Annotated in this window: 13 protein-coding genes; 7 read left to right on the forward strand and 6 right to left on the reverse strand. The window is 40.0% G+C overall.

Features of this window, described 5'->3' with window-relative positions; all coding sequences use genetic code 11:
* The first annotated feature begins 19 nt into the window (after nt 1-19).
* The 4 genes from B4B65_RS10645 to B4B65_RS10660 all read left to right on the forward strand — a co-directional run bounded on the left by B4B65_RS10645 (nt 20) and on the right by B4B65_RS10660 (nt 4,273).
* On the forward strand, nt 20-1,510 hold the full coding sequence (locus B4B65_RS10645) for a peptide MFS transporter (RefSeq protein ID WP_293915619.1): 1,491 nt from the start codon (nt 20-22) through the stop codon (nt 1,508-1,510).
* A gap of 235 nt (nt 1,511-1,745) precedes the next feature.
* Complete coding sequence (locus tag B4B65_RS10650) at nt 1,746-2,477, forward strand: polyprenol monophosphomannose synthase (RefSeq protein WP_201679026.1); 732 nt, start codon at nt 1,746-1,748, stop codon at nt 2,475-2,477.
* Between the two features lie 30 nt (nt 2,478-2,507).
* Nucleotides 2,508-3,530 carry a Holliday junction branch migration DNA helicase RuvB gene (ruvB, locus tag B4B65_RS10655; protein WP_002995807.1) on the forward strand — a complete coding sequence of 341 codons (1,023 nt, stop codon included), beginning with the start codon at nt 2,508-2,510 and terminating at the stop codon, nt 3,528-3,530.
* Nucleotides 3,531-3,556: 26 nt separating this feature from the next.
* Nucleotides 3,557-4,273, forward strand: coding sequence for a hypothetical protein (locus B4B65_RS10660; RefSeq protein WP_201679027.1), 717 nt, complete (start codon nt 3,557-3,559; stop codon nt 4,271-4,273).
* On the opposite strand, the gene B4B65_RS10665 is transcribed toward B4B65_RS10660, so the two are convergent.
* Together B4B65_RS10665 and B4B65_RS10670 are read right to left on the reverse strand one after the other, a co-directional pair.
* Nucleotides 4,257-4,823, reverse strand: a complete 567-nt coding sequence (locus B4B65_RS10665; RefSeq protein ID WP_293915620.1) for a hypothetical protein — start codon at nt 4,821-4,823, stop codon at nt 4,257-4,259. The two genes, B4B65_RS10660 and B4B65_RS10665, sit on opposite strands and share 17 nt — an antisense overlap.
* Nucleotides 4,824-4,826: 3 nt before the next feature.
* Nucleotides 4,827-6,248, reverse strand: a complete 1,422-nt coding sequence (locus B4B65_RS10670; RefSeq protein ID WP_293915621.1) for an ATP-dependent DNA helicase — start codon at nt 6,246-6,248, stop codon at nt 4,827-4,829.
* 94 nt (nt 6,249-6,342) lie between these two features.
* On the opposite strand from B4B65_RS10670, the gene B4B65_RS10675 reads away from it, so the two are divergent.
* From B4B65_RS10675 to coaD, 3 genes are read left to right on the forward strand one after another with little or no spacing between them, the layout of a single operon-like run.
* Nucleotides 6,343-7,125, forward strand: a complete 783-nt coding sequence (locus tag B4B65_RS10675) for a DUF3822 family protein (RefSeq protein ID WP_293915622.1) — start codon at nt 6,343-6,345, stop codon at nt 7,123-7,125.
* Nucleotide 7,126: 1 nt separating this feature from the next.
* The gene (gene rsmD / locus B4B65_RS10680) at nt 7,127-7,672 is read left to right on the forward strand and encodes a 16S rRNA (guanine(966)-N(2))-methyltransferase RsmD (protein WP_293915623.1); all 546 of its coding nucleotides are present in this window, start codon (nt 7,127-7,129) and stop codon (nt 7,670-7,672) included.
* A gap of 2 nt (nt 7,673-7,674) precedes the next feature.
* Entirely contained in the window at nt 7,675-8,154 is a 480-nt protein-coding gene (gene coaD / locus B4B65_RS10685) for a pantetheine-phosphate adenylyltransferase (protein WP_293915624.1), read from the forward strand.
* A 22-nt stretch (nt 8,155-8,176) separates the two neighbouring features.
* On the opposite strand, the gene B4B65_RS10690 is transcribed toward coaD, so the two are convergent.
* The 4 genes from B4B65_RS10690 to B4B65_RS10705 form a co-directional block, all read right to left on the reverse strand.
* A complete protein-coding gene (locus tag B4B65_RS10690) occupies nt 8,177-9,481 on the reverse strand; it encodes a DEAD/DEAH box helicase (protein WP_409590272.1) in 1,305 nt (434 codons plus the stop codon).
* Between the two features lie 198 nt (nt 9,482-9,679).
* Complete coding sequence (locus B4B65_RS10695) at nt 9,680-10,996, reverse strand: TolC family protein (RefSeq protein WP_293915626.1); 1,317 nt, start codon at nt 10,994-10,996, stop codon at nt 9,680-9,682.
* Nucleotides 10,989-13,403 (reverse strand): ABC transporter permease, encoded by a 2,415-nt coding sequence (locus tag B4B65_RS10700; protein WP_293915627.1) that lies wholly within the window; start codon nt 13,401-13,403, stop codon nt 10,989-10,991. Before B4B65_RS10700 ends, B4B65_RS10695 begins: the two co-directional genes overlap by 8 nt.
* A 42-nt stretch (nt 13,404-13,445) precedes the next feature.
* Nucleotides 13,446-14,147, reverse strand: coding sequence for an ABC transporter ATP-binding protein (locus B4B65_RS10705; protein ID WP_293915628.1), 702 nt, complete (start codon nt 14,145-14,147; stop codon nt 13,446-13,448).

Raw genomic sequence — 14,147 nt, forward strand, 5'->3', positions numbered from 1 at the left:
TAATATATCATAATACAAAATGGAGGAATATAAACAACAAACGTTAGCCGAAATTCAGAATTTTGAAGGAAAGTACCCTAAGCAACTTTGGTACTTATTCCTGGTGGAAATGTGGGAGCGCTTCTGTTTTTACGGAATGCGTGGCGTTTTGGCAATCTTTATGGTCGATCAGTTATTTCTGACAGATAAAGAGGCAAATCTTAAGTATGGAGCTATTCAGGCTTTCGTTTACGCTTTTACTTTTATAGGAGGGATCTTTGCAGACCGGATTCTTGGTTTCAAACGTTCTCTGATTTTCGGAGCGATACTGATGATCGCCGGCAACGCATTAATTGCGGTTTCTCCGCATGATTTCTTTTATCTGGGGATAGTACTTACTATTATCGGAACAGGATTTTTCAAACCGAATATTTCTTCTATGGTAGGAGAGTTATACAAAGAGGGAGATCCGAGAAGAGATGCCGGATTCGGAATTTTTTATTCCGGAATAAATGTCGGAGCACTTTTAGGTGGTGCATTGTGTGTGTGGCTGGGTAAAGAACATTCCTGGAATCTGGCTTTTATGGCAGCCGCAATTGTCATGGTAATCGGACTCTTTATCTTTTTACTTACTAAAAAATATTTGGGACCAATAGGTGCGAGTCCTATTGAACACCTTCCTAAAGCAAAGAAAACGGTGCAGGAAGTATTGGTGTACATTGGTGCATTAGCCTGTATTCCATTAATCTTTATCATGATCCATAATACCGGATATACTGACATGTTTATGTATATTATCGGTCCGTTGGCACTGATTTATTTCTTTTATCAGATGCTGGTTGAAAAGGAGAAAAAGGCACGTCAGCAGCTTATGGCAGCTTTGATTCTGATCATGTTTTCCATCCTGTTTTTCGCTATTTTTGAACAGGCAGGAGGGTCATTAGCCTTATTTGCAAATAACAATTTACATCGTGACCTTCTGTTTTTCAGCATAGATCCTAATATGGTGAATAACGGCGCAAATTCTCTTTTCGTAATTGCTTTCAGCCCGTTGTTAGGTCTGGTATGGTTAGCGATGTCTAAGAAGAAAGTTGAACCGAATACTGTTGTAAAGTTCGGGCTTGGCTTCTTATTACTGGGAGTCGCTTATTATATTTTCTTTGCGACCCGCTTCTTTGCTGATGCCAGCGGAAAAACTTCTCTGGGCGTATTTACATTAGCCTATCTTGCCGTTACTTTAGGAGAGTTGTGTCTGTCTCCGATAGGCTTGTCTATGGTTACCAAATTATCTCCTAAACGCCTTGGGGGGATGATGATGGGATTGTGGTTTTTGGCAAGTGCCTACGGACAGTATCTTGCCGGATTGTTAGGAGCGGGTATGACAGCTCCTGATGAAAAAGCATCTTTAATGGATAAACTTCTGGCATATACAGATGGCTATAAACAACTTGGGATCTATGCTCTTGGAGCAGGTGTACTTCTGATAGTCATCTCTCCCTTAGTCAAAAAGCTGATGAATGGCGTAAAATAGTGTATTTCATTTACAAATGAAGGAAACGGATCTAGGTAATAATAGATCCGTTTTTTTATTTAAGCTATCTTATATACAGATAGGTTCTTTCAGTCAGTAATGAGTAACTGTCACGCTTTTGAAAATACAGTAATCAACTTTCCCTGTTGTCCCGCATAGGATAAAAGCATAATTGGAGGGGTATTATATTCGTCATTCTTTAGGGATAATTACTACCTTTACGTCAATTTATTTTATGCAACAGACAGATAGCTTAGTCATCATTCCGACCTATAATGAGAAAGAAAATATTGAGAAGATCATTCGTAAAGTCTTTTCTTTAGCCATTGCATTTGACATTCTGATCGTAGATGACGGATCTCCGGACGGAACGGCTGACATTGTGCGAAAATTACAACAGGAATTTCCGCATCATCTGCATATGGAAGAGCGGAAAGGTAAATTAGGTCTGGGAACAGCTTATATTCATGGATTTAAATGGGGCTTGGGACGTCACTATGAATTTATATTCGAGATGGACGCAGATTTCAGTCATAATCCTAATGACTTACTCAAGCTGAGACAATGTTGCATGGATGGAGCAGACATGTCTATCGGATCCCGTTATGTGAAGGGAGTGAATGTCGTCAACTGGCCGATGAGCAGGGTGCTGATGTCTTATTTTGCTTCCGTCTATGTCCGGTTTATAACAGGCATAACGATTCAGGATGCAACAGCAGGATTTGTTTGTTTTCGCCGCCGGGTACTTGAAAAGATTCCGTTGGATAAAATTAAGTTTGTCGGATATGCTTTTCAGATAGAAATGAAATTCACAGCATTGCAATACGGATTTAATGTAGTAGAAGTACCTATTATTTTTACCGACAGAACGGAAGGAACTTCTAAGATGAGTACAAAAATCTTCAGAGAAGCCTTTTTTGGTGTGATTCAGCTAAAAATAGCCAGTTGGTTCAAAAAATATAATTAGAAATAGCACGTAAAGTTATATATTGTACATATGAACGAATATCTTGACCCCAATCCTGAACATCTGAATCCTGCGGATCGTGATCTGGAGCGTGTGCTCAGACCCCAGACGTTTGAAGATTTCACAGGTCAGGAAAAAATACTTGAAAATCTGTCAATCTTTGTCAGAGCTGCCAAATTACGGGGAGAGGCATTAGATCATGTGTTATTACATGGCCCTCCGGGATTAGGGAAGACGACATTATCCAATATTATTGCCAATGAGATGGGAGTGGGTATCAAGATCACTTCAGGCCCGGTATTGGATAAACCAGGTGATCTGGCTGGTCTGCTAACCAATCTGGAAGAAGGTGATATTCTGTTTATCGATGAGATACATCGTCTCAGTCCGCTGGTAGAAGAATATCTGTATTCAGCTATGGAGGATTTTAAAATCGATATTATGCTGGAAACGGGGCCTAATGCACGTTCGGTGCAGATCTCGCTGAATCCGTTTACCCTTGTAGGCGCCACTACGCGTTCTGGACTGCTGACCGCTCCTTTAAGAGCCCGCTTCGGGATCAATTCAAGGTTACAATATTACGACGCAAAATTGCTGACAACTATTGTGTTGCGTTCAGCCACGATTCTTAATACGCCTATTTCAGATGAAGGAGCATATGAAATCGCACGCCGTAGCCGTGGTACTCCACGTATAGCCAATGCGCTGCTTCGCCGTACACGCGATTTTGCACAGATTAAAGGAAACGGTTCCATAGATCGTGCGATAGCACAATATGCACTGAATGCTTTAAATGTAGATGAAAATGGGTTAGATGAGATGGATAACCGGATTCTGACAACGATCATTGATAAATTTAAAGGTGGACCGGTAGGGCTGAAGACCATCGCTACCGCAGTGGGAGAAGATGAGGGGACGATAGAAGAAGTATATGAACCATTCCTGATTCAGGAAGGATATCTGATGCGTACTTCCAGGGGGAGAGAATGTACGGAAGCGGCATTTAAACATTTGGGACGTATCCATCATTCAAGAGGTAATACACTATTTTAGATTTGCACATACACACTCTATACCATATGAAAGGACATATCATATTCCTGCTTACGATTATTTTTTGTGCTCCTGTTGCCAGCTTCGCGCAGCTGGATTGTCCTCCTGTAATCGGAGGAGCAAAGAAAGCTAACGATAAATTTCACATTACTGCCGGAGCAGGACCAACTGTGCTGTACGGCGACCTGCCAAAATCCGGTATGTCTGTTGCATTTTACCTGAAAGCAGATTACCGTATTTATAAAGGTATTCTCGTCGGACTGGAAGGACAGATAGGATCTTTGAAAGCTGCTGCTACAGCAGATACGTTAAATAAAAGAAGGGTTAATAACGGTTATTATGCAGGATTTGTAAATGTCACTGTTTTTCCGTTTCAGTTTTCTGATAAAAGACTTTCTGCATATTCAGCTCCTACAGAGATTCTGTTGAACTCTTTCTATCTGGGAGTGGGATTCGGTGGAATTCAAAGCGATTTTAAAGAGTTGATAGAAGCGGATGGTACAGTCTCTAATAATCAGGGAAAAACCACGAATACCTTTTTATTTCCCGTTGCAAATGCCGGTTTTGCTATACCTGTAAACAAGTACAACTTCAACAACCGTACAGGAAGATACTTCAGCGTGGTTTTAAATGCTCAGTTCTCCATGGGGCAAAATGATGCTCTGGATGGTTTCGTACCTGTACAATCTCAGCATAACGATATGTATACCTTCTATTCAGCAGGTGTCAGATATTCTTTCTGATACGAGACAAAATTTTTCTTCCTCTGGATTGTATAGAGGGAGGTCCGTCTTTGAGAAAGTATTCAATCTGAGCAACAAGCTCTTCTTTAACCCAGCTATGTTTGTTGCTCAGATAATATAAAATTTCAAAACAATTGGCCACTACGGCTACTGCCTTATCAGGAGTAATCATCCAGTTGAAAATTGTTTCTATAATCATTTCCTCCTGATGTGAATTCAGCCGGATATTACTTCTCTTATCTAAAATACAGATTATAATATTTCCAAAAATACGCTGACTGCCTTCGATACGAACTTCATTCAGCCGGCTAATTATATCCGAGTGCAGGAGTTGTAGCTGAAGCCGCTCTGCCTTCAGATATTTTTCCAGTAGCCAGGAGGCATGTAAAGGGAGATTGCTTTCGTAATGATCAAAACAAAGATTAAATAATGCTCTGCTATCTATATTTCCGGATTGAACAGGAGAAAGATGTTCCTGTTTGTTCCTTTTCAATACATCCAGAAATCGTTTTATTTGTTTTTGAAGCTCTATATTATCCTTCTCTGACATGGGTTAAAAGAATTTTTCATTGAAATTTACCAAAAATAATTCTTTTGTAGCACGTGTCAGTGCCGTATAGAGCCAGCGTAGAAATTCCGTTGTTAGCATATCATCATTCATATACCCTTGATCGACAAACACGGCTTCCCATTGTCCGCCTTGTGCTTTATGGCAGGTGATCGCATAGGCAAACTTGATCTGTAAGGCATTATAGTAAGGATCTTTTTTGATAGCTTCCATGCGGTCTTTTTTGGAGAAGATATCTTCGTAATCCCTGGCTATTGCTTCATAGAGCTGCTGTTGCTGTTCATAAGGCATATTTGGAGAGTCCGAATACAGACTATCCAGAATAACCCGGCAGGTGACAGGATCCTCTTCTTCACTGGCTGAAAATTCCAGGGTAACATCTGCGAAACGAAATCCGTGCTGCTCATGGATGTTTCCGACTTTTCTGACTTCGGCCATATCTCCATTGGCTATAAATCCGGAGTTATTCTGTTCGTTATTCTCTGTAAGCCAGTAGTAATTATTTCGGACGACCATGATCAGATCACCTCCGGTCAGCTCTTCATCACGGAATAGAATCCGGTTTCGTATATTCTGATTATACAGATTTGCAGATTTATTGGACCTGCATACAACCAAGGTGTTTTCCAAACCAAATTTATCGTAGGCATAATGCAGGCCTTCCACTAGTTTTTCGCCTGTCATCTGAAAAATGTCGCCGAATCCTTTCGTAATGAACTGCGGAAAAGGGTAGTCATTTTTTTCTTCTTCTATTTTGATCTCCTGTCTTATTTTGGTGGCATTAAACAGAATGCCGGATGATTTTGCCTGCCTTACTACATCTGTAAGCTCAAAACCAAAAGTATGAAGATAAAATTCATCCCGGAGATATTCAGCATCCAAAGCAGGGCTCTGCAACAAACCTACTGGAGGAAGCTGAGCGGTATCTCCTACAAACAGCAGACTGCAGTTTTTGCCTGCCTGTACATAGCGGATCAGATCATGAAGCAGACTTTTGGAAAATATATTGACAGATTCGTTGGATATCATAGATGCTTCATCTACAATAAATAAAGTGTCTTCATGTAAATTTTCTGCTAACCCAAAATCCATGTTGAAGGCAATGGATGTCTTTTTGCGGTAGATCTTTTTGTGTATGGTAAATGCTTTTCTCCCTGAATAATAACTCATGACTTTAGCTGCCCGTCCCGTAGGAGCCAGTAACACGCTTTTCTTACGAAGCTGAGGAAGTGTTTTTACAACGGAACTGATAATGGCTGTTTTACCTGTACCTGCATAACCTCTCAGAATAAAGACCTGTTGACGGTCAAAAGTACTCAGAAATTCATCCAACAGCGAAAATGCTGTTTTTTGCTGTGGAGTAGGTGGCCAATGAAAATTTTGTATCAGTAAATCTTGGATATGCACAATCAAAGTTATCTAAAAGGTTTGTCATATCAATTGTAAAAGCTAATTTTGTTAGATATAGTAATCTATACCGTTTCGAAAGGTAGCTTTGCACATGAATTATACTTCAGATCAATTTAATATTCAATATTTGCCCCATTATACACTTCTGGTCAAAACCGGATTTCATACGGATACTATTCTTGTGTCGGATGAAAAAGGAACTGTTCAGGTGATGATGGAATATGAAAGTGAACAGCCGGAACCCTCAGCTTTACAATTGCTGAGTCTGCCCTTTGTCCGGGTAAAGATAGTAGTACCCCACCAGAGTCTTGTATTTGTTCCTAACGAACTGTTTAAGGAGGAAGCACTGGAAGATTATACTCAATTTCTGATGGATGAGCAACAGGGAAATACCCTTCATCAGAAATTGAATCTGGGTGGAGTTACCGCAGTATATCAGTTTGATGCCATCCTGTACAACCGCTGGAAGTCACTTTTTCCGGAAGCACAGTTTATACCGGAATTTCAGGTGATATTGGATCAGGCTCAACAACATATTCCGTTACAGGGTGAGGTGATTGGTGTACATTTTGGAGATCAGGTGGCAGATATATTTGTATTTCTCAACGGACAATTTCAGTTGTATAACACATTTGAAGTATATAGCGTTGAAGATCTGACGTATTACCTCTTACGTATTTTCAGCAGTTTTCATATCAAAGATAAAGTGCAGAAACTATTGATATCCGGAGAAATACCGGAAGAGGATTATCGGGAGAGAGTGGCTCAGCTTGCAGAAAGAGTAGAAACATTGACTGCAAAGATCAAAATCAGTTCATCCGATGAACAGGTACAACAGCAGCTGCAGGGGTTAAACACATTATTCGAATATTAGTATGAGAATTATCGGGGGCGCATGGGGAGGTATCCGTCTGAATCCACCAAACAATCTTCCTGTCCGGCCTACTACAGATATTGCAAAGGAAGCGTTGTTTAATATTTTACAGAATCGTCTCGATTTTGACGAAATCGAATGTCTGGATTTATTTGCAGGTACAGGCAATATCAGCTTTGAGCTGGCTTCCAGAGGTGCGCTGTCGGTACAATCTGTAGATCTGCACTTCAAATGCGTACAATATATTCAGGATACGGCCAAAAAGATGAAAATGGAAACCATACAGGCAAAGCGTGCTGATGTTTTCAAATTCATCACTTCCTGCAAAAAACAATTTGATCTTATCTTTGCAGATCCTCCCTATGATATACCACAGTTACCTCAACTTCCACATTTGATTATTGAGGGTAATCTATTGAGAGATAATGGGTTGTTGGTTGTGGAATTTCCTTCCACACGGCGACTGGATGATTCACCGTATCTGCTGGAAATACGCAAATATGGTTACTCATCTTTTGGATTTTATAGTAAACAAAAACCGGAATAAGTATGAAAGTAGCTGTTTTTCCAGGATCTTTTGATCCCGTTACTTTAGCGCATCAGGATATTGTACTGCGTGCGTTGGAATTGTTTGACAGGATTATTGTAGCAGTAGGTACAAATAGTACCAAACAGGGGCTGCTGTCTACTGATGACCGTGTGGCTATACTTCAAGAGGTGTTTGCAGAGGTCAGCGATCGGGTAGAAGTAACGACTTACAAAGGTCTTACAGTCGATTACTGCAAGCAGGTAGGGGCGAACTATATTTTACGCGGTCTGCGTAACACCAATGACTTTGAGTTTGAATATGCTATCGCCCAGAATAACAAGCACCTTGCCCCGGAAATTGATACTATATTTCTGATGAGTACAAGTGGTCTGGGACATATATCCTCTACTATTGTCCGTGATGTAACGCTTCACAAAGGAGATATCAGCTCGATGGTACCAGACGCCGTCATTGCATATATGGAAAACAAGAGCAGATAATCTGCTCTTTAGCCGGATGGTTTTAAGATCGGGTGATCTTTACTTTTTTATTCTTCATCTTCGTTACCTGAGACTGTTTCATGGCAAAGGTAGCTTTTGATCTCCTTATAGCGACATAAGCCATTGTTTCTTTGACTTCTATGATTCCTACATCGTCTTTTTCTATTTCCGGAATCTTAAGCAGATAACCCACAATATCAATCTTATTTATTTTATCCTTTTTACCGGCATTTATATGCAAGGTCATGAAAGGAGAATTGTGAGGCATAGGGTGATCTTCTGTGACAATCTCTTCTTCCATTTCTTGCGGAAGATAAGCGTAGTTTTCATCGGTTGTCAGGATCACATATACATTTCCGGCAGCTTTCATACGTGCGGTACGGCCGTTACGATGTACAAAAGCATCTTCTTTATAAGGAAGCTGATAATGAATAATAGAATCAATCTCCGGAATATCCAGACCTCTGGCTGCCAGATCTGTAGTGATCAGAATCTGTGAAGTGCCATTTCTGAATTTCAGAAGCGTGAGTTCTCTGTCAGCCTGCTCCATTCCTCCGTGAAAAGCGTCATGGATCAGCTCGCGGTCCATCAGCAGTTCGGAAATATGATCTACTGCGTCTCTGTGATTGCAGAAGATAAGCATACGTTTATTCCCGATCTGACAAATCAGGTTAAACAATGTTCTCAATTTTTCCTTCGGTCTGCAGATTACCTTTTTTATGGTCAGATCCGGAGCCGCATCACTGTTGTCCAGATAGTCGATAGTAATTGCATCTGAGATACCTGTGAAAGATGGAATCTCTTCCATCTGTGTTGCAGATGTGAGTATACGCTGTTTCAGCACGGGAAGTTGTTCAATGATAAAGGACATATCCTCCTGAAAGCCAAATTCCAGTGACTTGTCAAATTCATCCAGTATCAGGCTGTGCAACTGTGCTGTATCCAGGTTTTCATTACGTAAATGATAGGCTATACGTCCTGGTGTACCGATTATGATATCCGGAGCGTGTTTGAGTGCTGTACGCTCTTCACGGGTTGAATGACCACCATAACAACAAACTACACGTTTACCATGAAACACTTTTTTGGAGACCGATTCAATTTGCTGGGCGAGTTCACGTGTAGGAGCTAAAACAAGACATTGCGGACCTTTTTTAGTCGTATCAAAGGAATAAGAAGCAGCAAGCAGAAATGCCAGTGTTTTACCGGTTCCGGTAGGGGACAATAAAATAATATCCTGTTTTAATTTTAAGGAATTTACAACCTCACTTTGCATCTCATTTAAGGATGAGATGTTCATTCTACTTAATATCGCTTCAATCTGCATGTAACAAAAATACTGATAAAATAGCGATTTAAAGGGCTGAAAAGACAATAATGTCAGGAATATGTCTGAAATCTGTTAAAACTATGTTAAAGCCTTCGTGTAATTTGGACAATAAGGTCAAATCGGGGTATATTTGGTCTTTCATAATTTAGGTTAATAATTGGTTAGTATAGGTCTTCAATCTCCCCGGTTGGAGACCTATCTTTTTATATATTGATCAGATACCAGATTTTGGATTAGTTTCCCCGTCATCCATTCCGATAGCGCATTATTTAATACATCATATTGAGCCATTAGTAATTGGTTCTTTGCAGCCTTGTAAGCCGAGATATCTGCTTTTCCATATTCATACTTCACTTTGGTGGTTTCATATGCTTTACCGGCATATACTGATGCTTCCTCTAATGTTGCTTCCAGTTCTGCAAATTGCTGTTGTTTTCTGGATTGATTTTGCAATTCATTTTTTAATTCTGTTTCTTTTTTTGTAACGACTTCCTGTTGCTGAAGAATATCAATATTCTTTCTGGTTCTTAATCGTTTCGCATCTCCTTTGGAAAAGATAGGTATGGATAGATTCAGTCCGAGATACTGACTCCTGTTATCTTTCAGCTGGCTCCCGAATCTGAATGATGTATCAAATATCTGATCGATTGCGGTGGCATAAAATGTACCGTAAGAATAATTTAATCTCACTGAGGGTAGATATTGATGCAGGAGTTGCCTGTATTCCTGTTGTAATTTTAGCTGTGTTAACTGTTCTTTTACAACAGAAGGGTTATTCTCCAATATAGCCGATCCGACAGAATGATCATATGAGGGAGTATCTTGTATAAGAATCATATGAGTTGCAGAAATATCATCTTTGTTAATCAACTGAGCCAATATGGCTTTCTTATTCTGCTCATCCTGCTCGGCTTGTTTCAGCAGTTTTTGTTCCTGTGTATAGATGACTTGTATATCATAGATATCGCTTTCCGGTTTGGCACCGTCTGCCACTTCCTTTTCAATACGATCCAGTTGTTCTTTGGAATTGACGAGCTGATGCGTAATGACTTTTTTCAATTCCTGGGCGGCCAATGCCTCTGTATAACGCTGAATCTGTAAGGATGCAAATTCCTGATCAATCACTGCCTTATCTGCCTGTGCGATAGCTGTTTGTAGCCTGCTTATGCGGGACTTATTTAAGTCCTCAAAGTTGAAAAGGTTAATTCCGGCATCTACGGAAATATTATCCGATTGTATATTGGCACTTTCCCGAGCATTAGTTTGCGGGTTGATGGTAGAACCAAAATTATAGAAATGGTTGATCCGGGCAGAAATATCGGGCAGAAAACGGGATGCCGTATGTATTTCGGCTGAACGGAATGCTTTTATCTGAAGGTTCTGGATCTTTACATCCAGGTGGTTCTCCATACCCAGCACCATACACTCCTGTAGTGTATAAAGTTGCTGGGTGCTCCCCGATAAAGGGAAGCCCAGCATCATTAATACTAAACAAACAATACTTTTATTCATATTTCAACACATTCAGGATATCCAGTCGTGTAGCTCTGTATGCTTTGGACAAGACAACGGTTAAGGTAAGGATCAGCATTAGGACGATAGCTATAAGGAAGGTCTGCCAGCTGATAGCAATGCGATAGGCAAAATTGTTAAGCCAGGTATTGATAAAATAATAGCTTGGCAAGAGTGCAAGTATAAATCCGACTCCGGATATCCAGATATACTGGCGGGTCAGAAACAGGAGCAGATCTTTGGTCTCTGCACCCATTACTTTACGTATGGCGATCTCTTTAAATCTTCTTTCAATAGAATAGGAGGTCAACGCAAACAATCCGAATAATGCGATCAGAATAACGACAATGTTCATCACAGCAAACAGATTTCTTTGTTTAACAACATTTTCATATGTACGTGCAAATCTTTTATCTACAAACTCATAGCTGAATGGATGCAGATCATCGACATTGGTTTTCCAGTACTTTTCAATCTCCGAGATTGTCTTTTCCATATGTTCAGGACTTATTTTGACTGAAATATTAGTAATATTTCCTTCCATCCACGGAAAAGCCTTTAAATGGAAAAATGTCATCGCTTCTATTTTTTGTTGAAGACCTTTTAGGTTAAAGTCATTGACTATACCAATTACTTTAAAAGTTTTTCCCATAAAACGGACTTCTTTACCGACTATATCTTTTTCCTTGAGCATATCTGCTGCTGTCTGATTAAGCATAACAGATCCGGTAGAATCTGAGCCCAGATTTTTATCAAAAGACCGCCCACTAATCGTATTTATCTTTAACATTTCGAGGTAGCCGAAATCCAGAGCCATATTTTGTCCCTGTATAGAGATGTCTTTATATTCCAGACTCGAACTTGAATTGGCTCCTCCTCCCAGAGTGAAGGAACTGATATTGACATCCTGTACGTCTTTTATTTTTAGCAATTGCTGCTTTATCCTTTCATAGTTATTGAACTTTTGATTTTCAGGATACTGTTTTATAAATGATATAGTCAGTACCTGATCGCTGTTGAAGCCCAGATCTTTGTCTATCATATAATTCACCTGTTTGTGTACCATTAACCCGGATATTAAGAAGAAGGTGGCTATGGTAAATTGCAGACTTAGAATGCCATTTCTGAACCAGGTGCCGGATTTACTTCTCGAATAATTTCCTTTAAGCACTTTTAATACATCAAATTTAGCTACGTAGATGGCCGGAATCAAACCTGCAAAGATCAACAGGATCAGAAACAGCAGCAACATATGAGGAAGGAAATCCAGAAGGTTGAGCGTCATCGTCTTATCCAGCAGAGAATTATAGGATGGCAAAAGCACTTCCGTAATTCCTGCAGCGAGAATAATACTAATGACAGAAGTGATACAGGTTTCGAAAAGAAATTGCAGTATGATATGTTTTTTGTCAGCACCTACTACTTTACGCACGCCAATTTCTTTTGCACGCTTGATCGCATATGCCACAGTGAGATTGACATAATTAAAGATCGAAAGGAGGAGTACCAATATGGAAATACCAACATTGATTTTCAGGAAAAGAAGATTTCCACTTCCTTCCGGAAAACCTGTTCTTTTTGATATCAGTCTGCTTTCTGACAGGGATTGAAGCGATACTGTAATTGAACCATACTTGGTTAGAAACTCTTTTAAAGAAATACCGGCTTCCTTCGCATACTTGACAGCCCGCTCATTCAGGTAGATCTCATCAATCTGTTTTTTGACCAGATCTCTTTTTGACGCATCCTTGAGTTTCAGCAATACTGTAAACTCAAAGTCCCCCCAGGAATCAGCTTTTCTTTTGATATCTTTCTCCATTGCTGTATAAACTGCATTTGGCGAAATAGATGATTTTCCGGGGATACGGTATACAGCAGTAACCACGTAACTTTCATTATTATCTGTTGTGATAATCTGATCAATGGGATTGGCTGAACCAAATAATCGTTTTGCTTCAGATTCTTCCAGAGCCATCGTATTTTGCGAAGAGGAAAACTGGCGGACAGATCCTTTTATGATTTCAAAAGGGAAAAACTCAAAAAATGAACCTTGCGTGTTTATAGTTCTGGTCAGTATTTCCGTTTTACCATTGACCTTAAAGTATTGATCAAAGTAATAGGCTCTGTATTGGCAGTAGCTTTCTATTTCATTTGATTTTTCCATGAGGATGGGGACAAGAGGGCCGGGACTGCTGTTCCACATCATATCTTCACTGATTCTGGTCATGACCTCGAAGATCTTATCTTTCTCCGGATTCCACTTATTGTAGGCATGCTCATCATTCCAGTACAGGAGGGACAGGATTACTCCAGTCACTCCGAGTGTGAGACCGATAAGCGTCAGAATCGTGAATACCTTATTGTGTGTGGCATTGTAAATAAATATTTTAAACCAGTTTTTTATCATAATCGAGCATATTTTAGTTTGGTAAATACTTGAACAGGCGTCTTATCTGGTAAAAATATCGACTGTCTTCTGATTGATTTTCTCACTCAGAATCTCACCGTCTTTCATAGTGATGATCTTCTGAGAAAAAGCAGCATCATGAGCAGAGTGCGTCACCATGAGTATGGTTGCTCCTCCGGCATGTAAGCGCGTCAGCAATTCCATTACCTCATTTCCGTTGCTGCTGTCCAGATTTCCTGTGGGCTCATCAGCAAGGATAATCTTGGGATTATTGATCAAAGCCCGGGCTACAGCCACACGCTGTTGCTGTCCTCCTGAAAGTTGCTGTGGATGATGTTGCAGCCGGTGTGAAATATTGAGTTTTTCAGCGATCTCATGGATACGATGTTTACGCTCTGCAGGTGGTACTTTATTATAGATCAATGGAAGTTCAATGTTGTCAAAAACACTTAATTCATCAATCAGATTAAAATTTTGGAAGATAAAACCAATGTTAGCTTTGCGTACTTTAGATCTTCCCGATTCAGAGAGCTTTGCAATTTCTTCACCCAGCAGCTGATAACTTCCGCTGCTGATATTATCCAGCAGACCAACAATATTCAGTAAAGTGGATTTACCACAGCCAGAAGGTCCCATAATGGAAATAAATTCACCTTCATTAATTGTCAGATTAATATTATGGAGTGCCTTGGTCTGTATTTCTTCAGTCGTAAATACCTTGGATAAGTCTTTAATGTGTATCAT

Source organism: Sphingobacterium sp. UBA5789, assembly GCF_002418355.1.
GTDB lineage: Bacteria > Bacteroidota > Bacteroidia > Sphingobacteriales > Sphingobacteriaceae > Sphingobacterium.

Bases quoted from the DNA above. Each gene is read 5' to 3' on its own strand.
- B4B65_RS10645 (WP_293915619.1), top strand. From the start codon at position 20: ATGGAGGAATATAAACAACAAACGTTAGCCGAAATTCAGAATTTTGAA.
- B4B65_RS10650 (WP_201679026.1), top strand. From the start codon at position 1,746: ATGCAACAGACAGATAGCTTAGTCATCATTCCGACCTATAATGAGAAA.
- ruvB (WP_002995807.1), top strand. From the start codon at position 2,508: ATGAACGAATATCTTGACCCCAATCCTGAACATCTGAATCCTGCGGAT.
- B4B65_RS10660 (WP_201679027.1), top strand. From the start codon at position 3,557: ATGAAAGGACATATCATATTCCTGCTTACGATTATTTTTTGTGCTCCT.
- B4B65_RS10665 (WP_293915620.1), bottom strand. From the start codon at position 4,823: ATGTCAGAGAAGGATAATATAGAGCTTCAAAAACAAATAAAACGATTT.
- B4B65_RS10675 (WP_293915622.1), top strand. From the start codon at position 6,343: ATGAATTATACTTCAGATCAATTTAATATTCAATATTTGCCCCATTAT.
- rsmD (WP_293915623.1), top strand. From the start codon at position 7,127: ATGAGAATTATCGGGGGCGCATGGGGAGGTATCCGTCTGAATCCACCA.
- coaD (WP_293915624.1), top strand. From the start codon at position 7,675: ATGAAAGTAGCTGTTTTTCCAGGATCTTTTGATCCCGTTACTTTAGCG.
- B4B65_RS10690 (WP_409590272.1), bottom strand. From the start codon at position 9,481: ATGCAGATTGAAGCGATATTAAGTAGAATGAACATCTCATCCTTAAAT.
- B4B65_RS10695 (WP_293915626.1), bottom strand. From the start codon at position 10,996: ATGAATAAAAGTATTGTTTGTTTAGTATTAATGATGCTGGGCTTCCCT.
- B4B65_RS10700 (WP_293915627.1), bottom strand. From the start codon at position 13,403: ATGATAAAAAACTGGTTTAAAATATTTATTTACAATGCCACACACAAT.
- B4B65_RS10705 (WP_293915628.1), bottom strand. From the start codon at position 14,147: ATGATACACATTAAAGACTTATCCAAGGTATTTACGACTGAAGAAATA.